The 15726-nt window shown below is 63.4% G+C and carries 14 protein-coding genes; 7 read left to right on the top strand and 7 right to left on the bottom strand.

Annotated features, from left to right (window positions below; genetic code table 11):
• Positions 1-2: 2 nt before the first annotated feature.
• Entirely contained in the window at positions 3-887 is an 885-nt protein-coding gene (locus KUV26_RS12495) for a polyprenyl synthetase family protein (RefSeq protein WP_222508563.1), read from the top strand.
• A 51-nt stretch (positions 888-938) separates the two neighbouring features.
• Positions 939-2867, top strand: a complete 1929-nt coding sequence (dxs, locus tag KUV26_RS12490; protein ID WP_222508562.1) for a 1-deoxy-D-xylulose-5-phosphate synthase — start codon at positions 939-941, stop codon at positions 2865-2867.
• A gap of 80 nt (positions 2868-2947) precedes the next feature.
• Here the strand turns inward: dxs and KUV26_RS12485 are convergent, their stop codons facing one another.
• Positions 2948-3817, bottom strand: a complete 870-nt coding sequence (locus KUV26_RS12485; protein WP_222508561.1) for an SDR family oxidoreductase — start codon at positions 3815-3817, stop codon at positions 2948-2950.
• A gap of 73 nt (positions 3818-3890) precedes the next feature.
• Here KUV26_RS12485 and KUV26_RS12480 point away from each other — a divergent pair, with 73 nt between their 5' ends.
• Positions 3891-4526, top strand: coding sequence for a class I SAM-dependent DNA methyltransferase (locus KUV26_RS12480; protein ID WP_222508560.1), 636 nt, complete (start codon positions 3891-3893; stop codon positions 4524-4526).
• A 180-nt stretch (positions 4527-4706) separates the two neighbouring features.
• On the opposite strand, the gene KUV26_RS12475 is transcribed toward KUV26_RS12480, so the two are convergent.
• Genes KUV26_RS12475 through KUV26_RS12460 form a run of 4 tightly spaced genes read right to left on the bottom strand, consistent with a single transcriptional unit; the run spans position 4707 to position 9047 of the window.
• A complete protein-coding gene (locus KUV26_RS12475) occupies positions 4707-5492 on the bottom strand; it encodes a carnitinyl-CoA dehydratase (RefSeq protein ID WP_222508559.1) in 786 nt (261 codons plus the stop codon).
• A gap of 51 nt (positions 5493-5543) precedes the next feature.
• Complete coding sequence (locus KUV26_RS12470) at positions 5544-7571, bottom strand: acetate--CoA ligase family protein (RefSeq protein WP_222508558.1); 2028 nt, start codon at positions 7569-7571, stop codon at positions 5544-5546.
• Positions 7572-7577: 6 nt separating this feature from the next.
• Positions 7578-7880: a SelT/SelW/SelH family protein gene (locus KUV26_RS12465; protein ID WP_222508557.1), complete on the bottom strand. Its 303-nt coding sequence runs from the start codon at positions 7878-7880 to the stop codon at positions 7578-7580.
• A 3-nt stretch (positions 7881-7883) separates the two neighbouring features.
• The gene (locus tag KUV26_RS12460) at positions 7884-9047 is read right to left on the bottom strand and encodes an acyl-CoA dehydrogenase family protein (RefSeq protein WP_222508556.1); all 1164 of its coding nucleotides are present in this window, start codon (positions 9045-9047) and stop codon (positions 7884-7886) included.
• A 79-nt stretch (positions 9048-9126) separates the two neighbouring features.
• Here KUV26_RS12460 and KUV26_RS12455 point away from each other — a divergent pair, with 79 nt between their 5' ends.
• Positions 9127-10068, top strand: coding sequence for a GlxA family transcriptional regulator (locus tag KUV26_RS12455; protein WP_222508555.1), 942 nt, complete (start codon positions 9127-9129; stop codon positions 10066-10068).
• On the opposite strand, the gene KUV26_RS12450 is transcribed toward KUV26_RS12455, so the two are convergent.
• Together KUV26_RS12450 and KUV26_RS12445 are read right to left on the bottom strand one after the other, a co-directional pair.
• Positions 10065-11255: a hypothetical protein gene (locus KUV26_RS12450; protein ID WP_222508554.1), complete on the bottom strand. Its 1191-nt coding sequence runs from the start codon at positions 11253-11255 to the stop codon at positions 10065-10067. The two genes, KUV26_RS12455 and KUV26_RS12450, sit on opposite strands and share 4 nt — an antisense overlap.
• An 83-nt stretch (positions 11256-11338) precedes the next feature.
• Positions 11339-11761, bottom strand: a complete 423-nt coding sequence (locus KUV26_RS12445) for a glyoxalase (protein ID WP_222508553.1) — start codon at positions 11759-11761, stop codon at positions 11339-11341.
• A gap of 141 nt (positions 11762-11902) precedes the next feature.
• On the opposite strand from KUV26_RS12445, the gene ade reads away from it, so the two are divergent.
• From ade to KUV26_RS12430, 3 genes are all read left to right on the top strand, one after another.
• Positions 11903-13705 (top strand): adenine deaminase, encoded by a 1803-nt coding sequence (ade, locus tag KUV26_RS12440; protein WP_222508552.1) that lies wholly within the window; start codon positions 11903-11905, stop codon positions 13703-13705.
• On the top strand, positions 13702-15168 hold the full coding sequence (locus KUV26_RS12435) for an AMP nucleosidase (RefSeq protein WP_222508551.1): 1467 nt from the start codon (positions 13702-13704) through the stop codon (positions 15166-15168). The genes ade and KUV26_RS12435 overlap by 4 nt, the downstream gene beginning before the upstream one ends.
• A gap of 140 nt (positions 15169-15308) precedes the next feature.
• Positions 15309-15596 (top strand): HU family DNA-binding protein, encoded by a 288-nt coding sequence (locus KUV26_RS12430; RefSeq protein WP_019297532.1) that lies wholly within the window; start codon positions 15309-15311, stop codon positions 15594-15596.
• The last annotated feature ends 130 nt before the right edge of the window (positions 15597-15726 follow it).

Here is a 15726-nt window from a genome sequence, read left to right as displayed (position 1 = left end):
CCATGAGCGCCGCCGCAGATAGCCAAACACGCCCCTTTTCGGAGGCGCTGAAAGACGCACAGACCCGCATCACCGCGCATATGGCGATGCGGCTGGCTGGCGGCGATGAGCTGCACGCAGCGATGCGCTACGCTATCACGGGCGGTAAAATGCTGCGCGGCTTCCTGGTGCTCGAAAGCGCCCGGCTGCACGGTATCGCGGCAGAGGCCGCACTTGACGCCGCGCTCGCCATTGAATGCATCCACGCCTACTCGCTGGTGCACGACGATTTGCCCTGCATGGACAACGACGACCTGCGCCGCGGCCAGCCTACGGTCCATAAGAAATGGGATGAGGCGATGGCAGTTCTGGCAGGCGATAGCCTGCAAACCTTTGCCTTTGAGCTGCTGGCAGACCCTAAGGTTGGCCCGAATGCGCTGACCCTGATCCGCGGTCTGGCGCAGTCTTCGGGCAAGGACGGCATGGTGTCCGGCCAGATGCTGGACATTGCAGCGGAAAGCGCATCTGCACCGCTCAATCTCGAACAGATCACCAAGCTGCAAAGCCGCAAGACCGGCTGCCTGATCGAATGGTCCGCCACCGCCGGCGCCGTGCTGGCGGGCGAGAACCCGGCGCAGCTGCGGCAATACGCACGCGCCCTGGGCCTTGCCTTCCAGATCGCCGACGACATCTTGGATGTGGAAGGGGATGCCGCCAAGGTCGGCAAGGCAGTGCGCAAGGATGCCGATGCCGGCAAAGCGACTTTTGTCTCGCTGCTCGGTCTGGCAGAAGCAAAAGCTCGCGCACTATCGCTTTGCGAGGAAGCCTGCGCCGCGCTATCGCCCTATGGTGAAGACGCCGAAACCTTGAAGGAAGCCGCGCGCTTCGTTATTGCGCGCGACAGCTAACCCCGCGCGCCACGCCCCGGCATCCTGCCCGGCGCAGCCCAAGGAGACACCATGTCCGACCGGCCCAAAACCCCGCTTCTGGACCAGATCACGCGCCCCGCGGATCTGAAGGGGCTGACGGATACCCAGCTGGCGCTGGTGGCCCACGAGCTGCGCCAGGAAACCATCTCTGCCGTTTCCGTCACCGGCGGCCATCTGGGCGCGGGCCTTGGTGTTGTGGAGCTGACCACCGCCCTGCACGCGGTCTTCGACACCCCGCGGGACAAGGTGATCTGGGACGTGTCCCATCAGTGCTACCCGCACAAGATCCTGACCGGCCGCCGCGACCGCATCCGCACCCTGCGGATGAAGGACGGGCTCAGCGGCTTCACCAAACGCTCCGAGTCGCCTTACGATCCGTTCGGAGCCGCCCACAGCTCCACCTCGATCAGCGCAGCTCTTGGCTTTGCCGTCGCCCGCGACCTTGGCGGTGTGATCCCCGAAGGCAACGGCGACGCCATCGCGGTGATCGGCGACGGCTCGATGTCGGCCGGCATGGCGTTTGAGGCAATGAACAACGCAGGCCACCTAGGCAAGCGGCTGTTTGTGATCCTGAACGACAACGAAATGTCTATCGCCCCGCCGGTGGGCGCGCTGTCATCCTACCTGTCCCGCCTTTATGCCGGCGAGCCGTTCCAGGAGCTGAAGGCCGCCGCCAAGGGCGCGGTCTCGCTGCTCCCGGAACCCTTCCGCGAAGGCGCCAAACGCGCCAAGGACATGCTGAAGGGCATGGCGGTGGGCGGAACCATGTTCGAGGCGCTTGGTTTCTCTTACCTCGGCCCCATCGACGGCCACGACATGGACCAGCTACTGCCGGTCTTGCGCACGGTCAAAGCCCGCGCCACCGGGCCGATTCTGATCCATGTGCTGACTAAGAAGGGCAAAGGCTATGGCCCGGCTGAGCGCGCCCGCGATAAGGGTCATGCCACCGCCAAGTTCGACATGGTGACCGGAGAGCAGAAGAAAGCTCCCTCAAACGCGCCTTCTTACACCTCAGTCTTTGGCAACACTCTGGTCAAGCTCGCCGCCAAGGACGACAAGATCTGCGCTGTCACTGCTGCTATGCCCGATGGCACAGGCCTCAATCTGATGGCCGAGCGCTACCCATCGCGCACTTTTGACGTGGGCATTGCGGAGCAGCACGGTGTAACATTCTCCGCGGCGCTGGCCGCCGGTGGCATGAAGCCGTTCTGCGCGATGTACTCAACCTTTCTGCAGCGCGGCTACGACCAAGTGGTGCATGACGTGGCAATCCAGCGCCTGCCGGTGCGTTTTGCCATCGACCGCGCCGGCCTTGTGGGGGCGGATGGCGCCACTCACGCGGGCTCTTTCGACATCGGTTTCATGTCTAACTTGCCTGGCATGGTTGTCATGGCCGCGGCGGACGAAGCAGAACTCGCACACATGGTCGCGACAGCTGCCGCCCATAACGACGGCCCCATCGCATTCCGCTACCCCCGCGGTGAAGGGGAAGGTGTTGAAATGCCTGAAACTCCGGAGGTGCTGGAAATTGGCAAGGGCCGGATGATCCAAGCCGGCAAGCGCGTGGCGCTCCTGTCCTTCGGTACCCGGCTGGGCGAGGTTCGCAAGGCCGCTGAAGCGCTGGCGGCGAAAGGCATTACCCCGACGATTGCCGACGCCCGCTTTGCCAAACCGCTGGACCGCGGTCTGATCCTGCAGCTGGCCGCCGACCACGAGGCGCTGATCACCATCGAGGAAGGAGCGGTGGGCGGTTTCGGCTCCCACGTGGCGCAGCTTCTGGCCGAGGAGGGCGTGTTCGACAGCGGCCTCAAGTTCCGCTCCATGGTGCTGCCTGACACCTTCATCGACCAGGCTAGCCCGGCGGATATGTATGAGATCGCGGCCATGAACGCGCCGCAGATCGAGGCCAAGGTGCTGGAGGTTCTGGATGTCGCGACGATAGGTGAGAAGCGAGCCTAAGCTATTCAAGCGGCAGACCGAAGCCTGACCGGGGGCCGACTAGCGCGGGCCAGGGCACAAGCACCCTGGTTTACATGTTTTCACACCCCCGGCGGTTCCGCTGGCGGCACAAAACTTTCCATGTCCTCGGCCTCCAGCACCGCCCGCAGCCCTTCACGGTAAGTCGGGTAGAGCAGTTTCACCCCAAGCTCCTCCTTGATGCGGCGGTTTCTGACCCGTTTGTTCTCGCCATAGAAACTGCGCGCCATCGGAGTCATGCCGGCCTCGTCAAAGGGAACCTCGGCCGGCATTGGCAAACCGAGCAACTCGGCGGCATGGCCCAGAACATCCTGCGGCGGAGCTGGATCATCGTCGCAAACGTTGTAGATGGCGCCCGTGCGGGGCTGCGCGATGGAGGCCGCCAGCACTTGGGCGATATCGTCCACATGGATGCGGGAAAACACCTGCCCCGGCTTGATGATCCGCCGCGCCTTGCCCGCCATCAGCTTGGCAAAGGGCCCGCGGCCGGGACCGTAGATGCCGGCCAGCCGGAAGATATGCAGCGGCAGACCGGGGATGGCCTGCCATTGCGCCTCGGCCAAAGCCCGCCAGTCGCCGCGCTGGCTCGTGGGCGCAACTGGCGTGTCTTCATCGACCCAGGCGCCGTCGTGGTGGCCGTAAACGGCCGTCGTCGACAGATACCCCACCCATTCAAGGCTTTGGGCCTTGGCTATCCTGTCCCCCATCGCCGCCAGCACTGGATCGCCCTCAATAGTGGGGCCGATCGAGTTCAGGATATGCGTCATTCCGTCGATCGGCACCTCCTGCCCAGGCCAGGTCATCATCTCCACGCCGTCAGCCTCGACCGGTTCCCGCGAGGTTCCGATGACCCGCCAGCCCTCAGCGAGCAGATGCCGTGCAAGCACCCGGGCGGTATAGCCAAAACCAAGACAAAGCAGTGTTTTTCTCATGGCTCCTAGATGCGTTGGCCGCGCCCGGTGCGCAAGGGTTGATTCGAATCTCCTCTACGCCTTTGATGACCTGATGAAAAAACCGACACCCGCACTATCCGATGCCTATGCGCTGAGCACATCAGAGGACTCGCGGCGGCTGTATGCGGACTGGGCTGCCACATACGATCAGGATTTTGCAGCTGGGCAGGATTACCTGCTGCCCGCATTGACCGCCAAGGCTTTTGCCGCCGCCGGAGGTGAAGGGCCGGTGTTGGACGTCGGCGCTGGCACTGGCCTCTGCGGCCAAGCGCTGATGGCGCTTGGCGTGGGCCCCATCGACGCTACCGACATCAGCGCTGCCATGCTGGCCGAGGCGCTGCGCAAGGATGCATACCGGGACGTGATCGAGGCCGACTTGCTGCAAGGTATCCCGGTGCCGCGCGGGTCTTACCGCGGGGTGGTGTCTTCGGGCACTTTCACCCACGGCCACCTTGGACCCGAGGGACTGCCTGCCCTGCTGCGGGTGGCGGCGCCCGGCGCCTGGTTTGCCTTGTCGGTAAATGCCAGATTCTATGAAAAAGCAGGCTTTGCCGGGGCCTTAGACCGGCTGCTGCGCGGGCAATGGATCAGGAGCCTGACCCTACCCGAGGTGCGAATCTACGGTCCGCGCGCCACAGGGCCGCACAAGGACGACACCGCGCTGGTTGCTCTGTTCCAGAAGGTCTAGGCCCGTTTGTTTTCCGGGTCGAGGACGGCCACAGGCCGCCATGCATCAGCATGAGCGCAACTCCTTGAGGCGGATAGATCGGGAAACATACTCGGACAGGCTGCTTGAGGAGCAGACCTGCTCCTCAAGAGCTTCTCAGCGGGAAGAAAATGCCGGGCAAAGCGCGGCGCCGGGCCCGCGTCAGCGCCCTTTCCAGACCGGATCGCGTTTCTCGGCAAAAGCGCGGGCACCTTCCAGGTTGTCCTCGGAGCCGTAGAGCACATCCACCGTCTTGAGCTGGCGCTGTGTGATGCGGTTCATCGCGTCCTGGAACTTGCTGTTTTCGGCATCGCGCACGATCTCCTTGATCGCCGCATAGACCAGCGGCGGTCCGGAAGCGAGCAGCCGCGCCAGCTCCCAGGCCCGGTCCATCAGCTGATCCGCTGCCACGATCTCATTCACCAGGCCCCAGCGGTTGGCTTCTTCGGCATCAAACCAGCGCCCGGTCAGCAGAAGCTCCATGGCGATGTGATAAGGAATACGCTTGGGCAGCTTCACGCTGGCCGCATCCGCAACGGTTCCGGAGCGGATTTCCGGCAGCGCAAAGGTAGCGTGATCAGCTGCGATGATCATATCCGCCGAGAGCGCCAGTTCCAGTCCGCCGCCGCAGGCAATTCCGTTCACGGCCGCGATCACAGGCTTGTTCATGTCGCGCAGCTCCTGCAGCCCGCCGAAGCCGCCAACGCCGTAATCGCCATCCACCGCGTCGCCGTCAGCCGCGGCTTTCAAATCCCAGCCGGGACAAAAAAACTTCTCACCGCCGCCGGTCAGGATCGCCACCCGCAGCTCCGGATCGTCCCGGAAATCGCGGAAAACCTCCCCCATCACCCGGCTGGTCTGAAGGTCGATGGCATTGGCCTTGGGCCGGTCCAGCGTTACCTCCAGAATGGCGCCGTCGCGGCGGGTTTTTACAGGGCTTTCACTCATGTTGTCTCCTCCTGGCATGGGTCATGCCGTTCCTTGTCCGGGCCCGAAACCTCAGTATTTCCGGCGCATCAGCGCATCTGCGGCCACCGCATCCGAAGGCGTGCAGAGCAGCGGGTTGATCTCGATCTCTTCCAGGCCCAACGCGTTTTCCATCACATAAGCCTCAACCGCGCGGATGGCGCGCAGGATCGCTTCGTGATCCGCCGCCGGGGCGCCACGATACCCATCCAGCAGTTTCGAGACACGCAGCGAGGTGAGTGCCTCTTCGATTTCCGGATCCGAAGCCGGTAGCAGGAAAGAAGCGCTGTCCTCCATCAGTTCGGTCAGGGTGCCGCCCGCTGCCAGTGTCATGACAAAGCCATGCGCCGGATCCTTGACCACGCCAATCAGAAGTTCGGCCACAGCGCCGGTCACCATTTCCTCCACCAGAAAACGCTCCGCAGGCATATTGAAGGCGGCATCGCTCACTTCCTGACCCGAGTTCAGGTTCAGCGCCACCGCCCCTGCCTCAGTTTTGTGCGCGACGCCTTCGCCCTTCAGCACCACCGGGAAGCCGACATCCACTGCCACAGCGCGGGCATTGGTGGCCGAAGCCGCGCGTTTGGAGCGCGGCGTGCGCAACCCATAGCTGGCAAGCTGCCATTTGGCTTCGGCTTCCGGAACCAGATCGGGCTCTACAGCGGGAGTTGGCAGCAACAGCGGCGCGGGCGCTTCCGGCAGCAGCTGGCTGGCGGCTTCGCAGGCAGCAATTGCCTCGCTGAGACCGCAGAAAGGCACCACGCCCGCGTCCATCAGCCGGGCCGCCACATCCTCCGGCAGCAGCTCCGGCAGGGTTGCCACCAGAGCGACGTTGGCGCCGGTCCGCTCACGCGAGCCAATGGCGGCCTGAATGGTGCATTCCCAGTCCGAGGCATCGCAGCGGTCATCACGCGGGAAATCCACAATCAGCATGGTCATTGCCAGCTGCGGATCCATCATCGCCGAAAACGCCTTGGTCATCGCCTCGGTGTCGCGCCAGATATAGGTGTGATAGTCGAGCGGATTGGCCAGCGCCACCATCGGGCCCAGCGCGTCGCGCAGGTCCGTTTTCTGGCGGTCATTCAGCGGAGGGAACTCCACCTTCCGCGTATGGCCGGTGTCTGCGGCCAGGCTTGCCTCCCCGCCGGAGCAGCTGATGGTTGCAATGCGGTTCGAGGGCAGCCGCCCCGCCACATGCAGCAATTTCAGCGTCTCCAGGAAGGACGGCAGGTCATCCAGACGCGGAATGCCAAGGCGTGAGAGCAAAGCCCCGGCCCCCGCGTCACCGCCCGCAAGCGAGGCGGTATGAGAAACAGTTGCGGCCTGGGCCTCGGCCGATTTGCCGACTTTCAGAGCAATGACCGGCTTTCCCAACTCGCGCGCCCGTGCGGCCAGGCCCTCAAAGGCGCGCAGATCGCCAAAGCCCTCGATATGCAGGCCCAGCGCGGTGACGCGGTCGTCTTCCAGCAGCGCCTCGCCGATTGCAGCAATACCCGACTGCGCCTGATTGCCCGCGGTCACCACATAGGCCACTGGCAGCCCGCGTTTCTGCATGGTCAAATTGATCGCAATGTTGGAGCTCTGGGTGATCAGCGCCACGCCCTTCTCTACCCGCTGGCCGCCATGCTGGTCCGGCCACAGCAGCGCGCCGTCCAGATAGTTGATGAAGCCATAACAGTTGGGCCCAAGGAAGGGCATCTCTCCAGCGGCTTCCAGCAGCTGCATCTGCAGGTCTGCGCCTTCGGCGTCCTCAGCGGCGGCTTCCAGGAAGCCGGAGGCAAAGCACACCGCCCCGCCGGCACCGCGCGCCGACAGCGCCCGCACCACATCAATAGTGATGAAACGGTTCACCCCGATAAAGGCCGCATCAGGTGCGTCCGGCAGGCTGCCCACATCCTTGAAGGCAGGCAGGCCCGCGACCTCTTCTGCCTTGGGATGGACGGGCCAGATGGTGCCCTCGAATCCCATCTTCTGACATTGCTCAATCACCAGGCGGCACCATGCGCCGCCGCCGATCACAGCAATGGTTTTCGGGCGGAAAAGTCTGTTTAGAGACTGCATTTGATCTTATTCACCGGTCTTGCCGCGGTCCAGATGGCCGAGGTCTTGTTCAGGGTTGATCCGGCCGCGCACGCGGGTTTTCAGCTCTTTCACATCAGGAAAGCCGCCGTCCCGTTTGCGTTCCCAGACCAGCTCCTTATCAACATGGATCTCAAAGATCCCGCCCAAATCTCCGGGAACCAGTGTCACCCCGCCCAGCTGGTCCTGGAAGGTCTGAAGCAGCTCCTGCGCCATCCAGCCCGCCCGCAGCAGCCAGTTGCAGCCGGTGCAGTAGGTAATGGTCACAACGGGTTTCCCGGATCGGGTCATGCATCAGCCTCCGACGGCGCGCAGCATCTCGCGGCTGATGATGTGCCGCTGGATTTCACTGGTGCCTTCCCAGATACGCTCCACCCGTGCGTCGCGCCAGATGCGTTCCAGCGGCAGCTCGTCCATCAGGCCCATGCCGCCGTGAATCTGGATCGCCTCATCGGCGACAAAGGCCAGCATTTCGGTGGCCTTCAGCTTGGCCATCGACATATCAGATTCGGTGACGGTGCCCTGGTCGAACTTCCAGCCGGCTTCCCAGGTCAAGAGGTTCGCCGCCTTCAGCTCCAGCGCCATGTCGGCCAGCTTGAAGGAGATGCCCTGGAACTTGCCGATCTGCTGGCCGAACTGCTTGCGCTCGGCGGCATATTCGATCGAGTGCTGCAGCGCCCGCTCGGCGCGTCCCAGACAGGTGGCCGCCACTTGCAGGCGGGTGGCGCCCAGCCAGGTGTTGGCCACCTCGAACCCCTTGTCGACCTCGCCTAGGATCGCCGAGGACGGCAGGCGGCAGTCGTCGAATTCCAGCACCGCATTGGTGTAGCCGCGGTGGCTGACGTTGCCGTAGCCGTTGCGCACCTCGAAACCCGGCGTGCCCTTGTCGACGAAGAAGGCGGTGATCTTCTTTTTCGGCCCGCGCGGGGTGTCCTCAACCCCGGTCGCCATGAAGCAGATGGCGAAGTCAGCGATGTCCGCGTGGCTGATGAAATGCTTGGTGCCGTTCAGTATCCAGTCATCGCCATCTTGGCGCGCGGTTGCCTTCATGCCGCGCAGATCGGAACCGGCGTCCGGCTCTGTCATCGCCAGGCAGTCCCATTTCTCGCCCTTCATGCAAGGGAACAGATACTTTTCCTTCTGCTCTTCGGTGCCCGCCAGCAGGATGTTCGATGGGCGCGCAACGCCGGTCCAGTGCAGCGCATAGTTGGCGCGGCCCAGTTCCTTTTCGTACATCAGCCAGGTCAGGGTATCGAGGCCGGCGCCGCCCACTTCCTCGGGCATGTTTGCGGCATACAGCCCCGCTTCCATCGCCTTCTTCTGCACATCGCGGATCACATTCATGTCCAGATGGCCGGTGCGCTCGATCTCCGCTTCATGCGGATACAGCTCCTTTTCCACAAAGGCGCGGGTGGTTTCGACAATCATGGACTGTTCTTCGGTCATCCCGAACTGCATGGTGGTCTTCCTCTGCAAATCTGTTGCCAATCAGATTACGCCGCTTGCCGGCACTCATCATGCAGTGATAGACAGAATCATGCGAAGTTGGACAAAAGATGTCGCTGCAGTGCAGCAATTGGATGTGCTGCTTTTTGATGCGTTTTCGGCCCATTGCCTGGCCAACACAGTGGAGCCGCTGCGCGCCGCCAATACATTTGCCGGACGGCAGGTCTATATCTGGCGGTTCCTGACCTTGGACGGCGGCCCAGCTGTATCGTCATCGGGCATGGAGGTGCGGGCGCATGGGAAGCTGGGTGATTGCAGCGGCGATCTGCTGATCGCGATGCCGTCATACGACTTCCTGCGCCATGCCACCGTCACCACCGCCCGGGCGCTGAAGTCCGCCGCCCGCCGCTACAAGGTGCTGGCGGGGTTTGACACCGGCGCCTGGCTGCTGGCGCAGGCCCGCCTCCTGGACGGACGGCGCGCCACCATCCATTGGGAGGAATTGAACCGTTTCACCGAGGCCTTCCCCGAGGTTCAGACCGAACGTGCGCGGCAGGTCTGGGACGGAGACCGCATCACCTGCACCGGTGCGCTCGCGGCCTTTGACACCATGATGGAACTGATCGGCGAACAGCACGGTGCGGCGCTGCGGCTGGAGGTGGCAACACTGTTCATGGCGCCCGAGGCGACGGAGACACAGGACCCGATCCTGGTGCGCGGCAAATCCGTGGCCCGCGCGGTGGCGGTGATGCAGGCCAATCTGGAGGCGCCCTTGCCGATCGCCGCGGTTGCCAGGAAAGCAGGTCGCAGCCAGAAGGATCTGGAGGCGCGGATGAAAGCCGAGCTCGGCGCGACACCGCAGGCGGTCTACCGGCGGCTGCGGCTGATTCAGGCCAGAAAGCTCGTGTTGGAAACTGTGCTTAGCGTCTCGGAGATTGCCCTGCGCTGCGGCTATGACGACCCCAGCGCGCTGACCCGGGCCTTCAAGGCGGAGTTCGGAACCACTCCGCGCAGTTTGCGCAGCCAAGGCTAGGCCTGCTTGGCCGCCATCCACTGGTTCAGCCGCCACAGCCCCCAAGCCAGGGGGATCGCAGCCAGGCCGCCGATCACGTAGGCCAGCGGTTCATCCGCGAAGGATTCGAACATCTGCGTGTAGGCGTGGATAGCGGCAAAGGTCAGCGCCGCGTTGAAAAGCCCGCGCTGGTGCCGCTGCGCCGCCCAAAAGATCACCGCCGCCAGCACAGCTGCCCACAATACAGAATAGACGTTCTCAGAGATGAACAGCGCACTGTCGCGGAAGGCATCGCGCGCGGCGAAGTAGCTCTCCCAGTCCTCATAACCGTCGCTGTACCGGCCCGGCCCCCAGACGGTTTCACCCACCACGTCCCCCCACAGCGAGCCGACCAGCGCGCAAAGATTCGCAACCACAAACCCGAGGATCGCAAGAACGCGCAGATGCCGAGCGTCGCGCTCAGCCAGCCGGGAGGCACCCCAGACACAGAGCACGATCAGCAGCACCATCTGCAGGATCGTCAACGTCGATTCCGGCGAATAGAACACATAAGCCGCGTGGAAATAACTGGTGCCGGTTTCCAGCATCTGGGCAAAGGGCGCAATCGCCAGCGCGGTGACAAAGCGCACGTCCACCTGCCAGCCGGCCAGCGCCAGCGCCGCCGCGTAGTAAAGCAGCGCCAGGTTCCGCAGCGGTGAGCCGATGCCGTATTGCTGCAGCAGCAGCTCGATCCCGGCCAAATGCATCGCTAGTCCCATCAGCAGGATCGCCCCCAGCACAAAGCCGGTGGACCAGGCCCCATGCCGCCAGCGCCAGGTGCAGATCAGCGCCACCAGCGCGCCGGCGGGCAGCATCACCCAGCCGGCAATGTCCTCGTACTTATCGACCAGCTCAATCCCGGCGCCGCCCATCAGCATCCCTGCCCCGATCAGCGTGGCGGAATTGCCGAACATCCGCAGCATCTCGCCGCCGCGCGCCAGAACCGCCAGCCCGCCGCCCAGCATCAGGATGCCGGTCACGGCCACCGCCAGCGGATCGGCCAGCCAGAAGATGAAGCCGGCAGTGGCGGCGATGATCCCGAAGCACAGGATCGCATTCACCGCCAGCGACACCATCACCTCGCGCGAGCACGCCTCGATGGTGCGGGCCTGATCCGGGGTCAGAACACCCGCCTCGACCAAGGCATTCGTATCGGCAATGGCGTGCATCAGCGGTCCCTCGCAGCATCCAAATGGTTCCGCCCAGCATGGACCGGCTGTCGTCAAGGTGAAAGGGGTGGAATTTCCGCCGCTTACCCCTTGGGCCGGCTGGGGACCCAGGCATAGCCATTTTCACACAGGATATAGGCCTCGCGCAGGCCATGCGGCTTGTCCGTTGGCGGCTGCAGAACGGTAAAGCCCGCCGCCGCCGCCCGCGCCGAGGCCTCATCCGGATCGGTGTCGTAAAGGCGGATTTCGATCCCCGCCCCACGCGGCGGGTTTTCCGGCAGCAGACCCAGCAGCGGGTTTTCTGCATAAGTGCCGTCACTGTGCAGCTGAAACACCTGACCGCCATAGGTGACAATGGCAAAATCCTTGCTCACCTGATGGCCCTTCATGGAACAAACAGTCTCTAAAAAGGCAATTTCTGCCGGAACATCCCGCACCAGAAGATTGAGACCGATCCCCCGCAGGGAGCGGCCGAAACTGCCCGCGTCTGTTGTGTCATAATCCATGGCGGCAGTCTTCTCCAGCCGCCGCCCTGCGGCAATGCCAAATGCGTCAGCCTGCGGCGCCTTTCCACCATCCGCATGAAGCTTTGATGGCAAAGCCAGCAATCCGCTTGCCTTCCCGCCCGCAATCGGAACAATTGGATTATGTCAGATAATATTTTCCCGAGCTGGCCCGACACCGCCCCGCAATTGATCGAAGTAGCCGCAGGCCGCGCGCCGGCCGATACGGTGATCCGCCAGGGCATTTGGGTCAATGTCCACACTCGCGAGCAGCTGCCGGGCCATGAAATTGCGATCAAGGCGGGCCGCATCGCCTATGTCGGGCCGGATGCCTCCTATTGCACCGGTCCGGAGACGCAGATCATAGAGGCAAACGGCCGCTACATGATCCCCGGCCTGTGCGACGCACATATGCATATTGAGTCCGGCATGCTGACGCCTGCGGAATTTGCCCGCGCGGTGATCCCGCATGGCACCACCTCGATGTTCACCGACCCGCATGAGATTGCAAATGTTCTGGGTCTGGACGGCGTGCGCTACATGCATGACGAGGCGCTGATGCAGCCGGTCAACATCTTCACCCAGATGCCGAGCTGCGCGCCCTCGGCGCCGGGACTGGAAACCACCGGATATGAAATCTCGGCCGAGGACGTCGCCGAGGCGATGAACTGGCCGGGCATCATTGGCCTGGGGGAGATGATGAACTTCCCCGGCGTCGCCAATGCCGACCCCAAGATGCTGGCCGAAATCGCCGCCACCCAGCGCGCAGGCAAAACCGTGGGCGGCCATTACGCCTCCCCCGATCTGGGCCCGGATTTCGCGGCTTATGTGGCGGGCGGCCCGGCGGATGACCACGAGGGCACCTGCGAGGCCGACGCCATTGCCCGGGTGCGCCAAGGGATGCGCTCGATGATGCGGCTGGGCTCGGCCTGGTATGACGTCGAAAGCCAGATCACCGCGGTGACCGAGAAGGGGCTGGACCCGCGCAACTTCATTCTCTGCACCGACGACTGCCATTCAGGCACGCTGGTAAATGACGGCCATATGAACCGGGTGGTGCGCCACGCCATTGCCTGCGGCTGCGACCCGGTGATCGCGCTGCAGATGGCGACGATCAACACAGCTACTCATTTCGGGCTGGAGCGCGAGATCGGCTCGATCACCCCCGGCCGCCGCGCCGATGTGATCCTGACCTCCGACCTGCACGAACTGCCCATCGAAGTGGTGGTTGCCCGCGGCCGGATCGTGGCGGAATCAGGCTCTATTAAGGTCGAATGCCCGCATTACGACTGGCCCGCCAGCGCCCGCGGCACTGTGCATTTGGGCCATGAGCTGACCGCCCAGGACTTTGAGCTCGCCGCCCCTGAGGGCGCCAATGCGGTCACTGCCAATGTAATCGGCGTAGTGGAAAACCAGGCTCCTACCAAGGCGTTGAAGGCTGAACTGCCGGTGGCCGGCGGGCTGGTCGAAGGCACAGGAGATGTTTGCCAGATCGCTCTGGTCGAGCGTCACCGTGCCACCGGCGGCGTCACCAACGCTTTTGTTCAAGGCTTCGGTTACACCGGCAGTATGGCGATGGCCTCCACCGTCGCGCATGACAGCCACCACATGATCGTCGTCGGCACCGACCGCACACAGATGGCGCTGGCAGCCAACCGGTTGGCGCAGGTGGGCGGCGGCATCACGCTATACAAAGACGGTCATGAGCTGGCGCTGGTGGAATTGCCGATAGCCGGCCTTATGTCTGACAGCCCCGCCATCGAGGTCGCTGCCAAGGCGCAGGTCATGGTGGAAGCTATGCAGGCCTGCGGCTGCGCCCTGAACAACGCCTATATGCAGCATTCGCTGCTGGCCCTTGTGGTGATCCCCGAACTCAGGATCTCCGACCTGGGCCTTGTCGACGTGCGCACCTTCGAGAAAATCCCGGTAATAGAGCCTGCCCAATGATAACAACAAAACACCCCGGCCACCCGCCGGCCGAAAGCTTCAATGACGCGACCGAGGCTGTGGACCGGCTGGAACTGCTGTACCGGCAGGCTACCGGATTCCTGTGCGACGAGTTCATCCGCGCCATGGCTGACGGCGCACCGGATAACCAGCGCATCCGCGCTTACTACCCGGAGATCCGCTTTTCTACCCTGACCTTTGCACAAGTGGACAGCCGCCTCAGCTTCGGCCATGTCTCTGCGCCCGGCACCTATGCCACGACGGTGACGCGGCCGGACCTGTTCCGCAACTACCTGATCCAGCAAATCGGCCTCTTGATCCGGAACCACGGCCAGCCGGTAACCATCGATGTTTCCGACACCCCGATCCCGGTGCATTTCGCGGTCGCTTCGCGCCCCGATCTGACGGTGCCGCAAGAAGGTGCCGCCGGATTCACGCTGCGTGATGTCTTCGATGTGCCGGATCTGTCGACCACCAATGACGACATCGTCAACGGCACCTGCCAGCCCGCCAGCGGCACCGGCCCGCTGTCGCTGTTCACTGCCCAGCGCATCGACTACTCGCTGGCGCGCCTCAGCCACTACACCGCCACCAGCCCGGAGCATTTTCAGAACCACGTTCTGTTCACCAACTACCAGTTCTACGTGGCAGAGTTCGAAGCCTATGCCCGCGCCCAGCTAGCGGACCCGGACAACGGCTACACCAGCTTTGTGAGCACCGGCGATCACGAGATCACCGATCCCGCCGCCGTTACGCCCGAAGCTGGCAAACTGCCGCAGATGCCCACTTACCACCTCAAGAGGGACGACGGGAACGGCATTACGCTGGTCAACATAGGCGTCGGCCCTTCCAATGCTAAAACCGCCACCGACCACATCGCGGTGCTGCGCCCCCATGCCTGGCTGATGGTCGGACATTGCGCGGGGCTTCGGAACACCCAGGCGCTGGGGGACTTTGTGCTGGCCCACGGCTATCTGCGCGAGGACCACGTGCTGGACGATGACCTGCCCATCTGGACACCGATCCCGGCGCTGGCGGAAATCCAGGTCGCGCTGGAGGAGGCGGTGGCGGAGATAACCGAACTTGAAGGCTTCGACCTCAAGCGGATTATGCGCACCGGCACCGTTGCCACCATCGACAACCGCAACTGGGAACTGCGCGACCAGTCCGGCCCTGTACAACGCCTCAGCCAGTCGCGTGCGATCGCGCTGGACATGGAAAGCGCCACTATCGCGGCCAATGGTTACCGCTTCCGCGTGCCCTACGGCACGCTGCTCTGCGTCTCCGACAAACCTCTGCACGGGGAGCTGAAACTTCCGGGCATGGCGTCGGACTTCTACCGGACCCAAGTTGCGCGGCACCTGCAAATCGGCATAAGAGCGATGGAACGCCTGCGTGGCATGCCGTTGGAACGCTTGCACAGCCGGAAATTGCGCTCGTTCGATGAAACGGCCTTCCTTTAGGGCCGTTTTTGGCAGATTTCCTAGAAAAAATGCCCATTTTTGCCTGCGCTGAGCACACAAGAAGTTGTGTTATCATACAACATAACGATAATGTCACGCGATGAGGCCCCAGAGTTCGGGCAGCTTTAAGGAGACGAAGAATGTCCAAACCGATGACCAAAACCCAGCTTGTTGCCGCTCTGGCAGAGGAAATGGGCAGCGACAAGAAAGTCGCAGGCTCCGCCCTGGAAGCGGTCTGCTCGCTGATCACCCGCGAAGTGTCGGGCGGCGGCGCTGTGACCCTGCCGGGCGTCGGCAAAATCTACTGCCGCGAGCGCCCCGAGCGCGAAGTGCGCAACCCGGCCACCGGTGAGAAATTCACCAAGGAAGCTGACAAGGTCGTGAAAATGACCATCGCCAAAGCGTTGAAAGACAGCGTGAACGGCTGATACCGGATCCAGTCCGGACGGTTACAGGGCTGCCCTTCGCGGGCGGCCCTTTTTTGCGAGCATCTTCCCCCGAAATCGTTTCGCCCGCCGCCGCACCGTTCCGCCTTGCCAATGCGGCGCATCAGGCGCA

Source organism: Leisingera daeponensis (assembly GCF_019801465.1).
In the GTDB taxonomy this organism is placed as follows: Bacteria; Pseudomonadota; Alphaproteobacteria; order Rhodobacterales; family Rhodobacteraceae; genus Leisingera; species Leisingera daeponensis_A.
This window is presented reverse-complemented; position numbering and strand designations above follow the sequence as displayed.

Coding starts and splice junctions, on each gene's coding strand:
- KUV26_RS12495 (WP_222508563.1), top strand. CDS start 3: ATGAGCGCCGCCGCAGATAGCCAAACACGCCCCTTTTCGGAGGCGCTG.
- dxs (WP_222508562.1), top strand. CDS start 939: ATGTCCGACCGGCCCAAAACCCCGCTTCTGGACCAGATCACGCGCCCC.
- KUV26_RS12485 (WP_222508561.1), bottom strand. CDS start 3,817: ATGAGAAAAACACTGCTTTGTCTTGGTTTTGGCTATACCGCCCGGGTG.
- KUV26_RS12480 (WP_222508560.1), top strand. CDS start 3,891: ATGAAAAAACCGACACCCGCACTATCCGATGCCTATGCGCTGAGCACA.
- KUV26_RS12475 (WP_222508559.1), bottom strand. CDS start 5,492: ATGAGTGAAAGCCCTGTAAAAACCCGCCGCGACGGCGCCATTCTGGAG.
- KUV26_RS12470 (WP_222508558.1), bottom strand. CDS start 7,571: ATGCAGTCTCTAAACAGACTTTTCCGCCCGAAAACCATTGCTGTGATC.
- KUV26_RS12465 (WP_222508557.1), bottom strand. CDS start 7,880: ATGACCCGATCCGGGAAACCCGTTGTGACCATTACCTACTGCACCGGC.
- KUV26_RS12460 (WP_222508556.1), bottom strand. CDS start 9,047: ATGCAGTTCGGGATGACCGAAGAACAGTCCATGATTGTCGAAACCACC.
- KUV26_RS12455 (WP_222508555.1), top strand. CDS start 9,127: ATGCGAAGTTGGACAAAAGATGTCGCTGCAGTGCAGCAATTGGATGTG.
- KUV26_RS12450 (WP_222508554.1), bottom strand. CDS start 11,255: ATGCACGCCATTGCCGATACGAATGCCTTGGTCGAGGCGGGTGTTCTG.
- KUV26_RS12445 (WP_222508553.1), bottom strand. CDS start 11,761: ATGGATTATGACACAACAGACGCGGGCAGTTTCGGCCGCTCCCTGCGG.
- ade (WP_222508552.1), top strand. CDS start 11,903: ATGTCAGATAATATTTTCCCGAGCTGGCCCGACACCGCCCCGCAATTG.
- KUV26_RS12435 (WP_222508551.1), top strand. CDS start 13,702: ATGATAACAACAAAACACCCCGGCCACCCGCCGGCCGAAAGCTTCAAT.
- KUV26_RS12430 (WP_019297532.1), top strand. CDS start 15,309: ATGTCCAAACCGATGACCAAAACCCAGCTTGTTGCCGCTCTGGCAGAG.